We start from the raw sequence: 554 nt of genomic DNA on the forward strand, positions 1-554 counted from the left end.
CATTCTGGTCGACCCAGATCATCGCCAGCTTGTTCCGGTCTTTCTTCGCCCATGCGTCGATCACGTCGAAGCCGAAGTTATAGTATTCAGGAACGTCTATCTTGAAATTGGCGCATAGGTCCTCGTAGGACGGTGGTTTTTGCTCTTCATCTGCCATAACGCGATCCCATAAAAGTTGCGCGTTTATGGTTTAAAGCATTCACGAAGTTGAAACCCGCTCCGTATCCGGAACGGGCATAAAGATTACCCATTAGTATTATGGTTTAAAAAACGATACTCATATCGATGGATGAGAAGGGATACGAGTCACTGAAAATTGAGAACATCGTTGCCTCCGGGGTGATTGCCGACGCGATCGACCTCGAAAACGTATCTGATAAAATAAAAAACTGCGAACTGAATACGAAGCGGTTCCCCGGGGCGGTCTACCGCATCGAGAAACCCAAGATCGCATCCCTGATATTTTCCTCGGGAAAAGTGGTGCTCACCGGTATCAGGAACAACCAGGACCTGCATGACGGCCTTGGTATCATCATGCAGTCGCTCCGCGATGC

At 48.7% G+C, this 554-nt stretch carries 1 pseudogene; it reads left to right on the forward strand.

From position 1 onward, the window contains the following. Positions 1-285 precede the first annotated feature (285 nt). Positions 286-554: pseudogene (locus EI28_RS13060) on the forward strand (TATA-box-binding protein); the annotation flags it as partial.

The sequence above is a fragment of the Methanoculleus sp. MH98A genome, from assembly GCF_000691865.1.
GTDB lineage: Archaea > Halobacteriota > Methanomicrobia > Methanomicrobiales > Methanoculleaceae > Methanoculleus.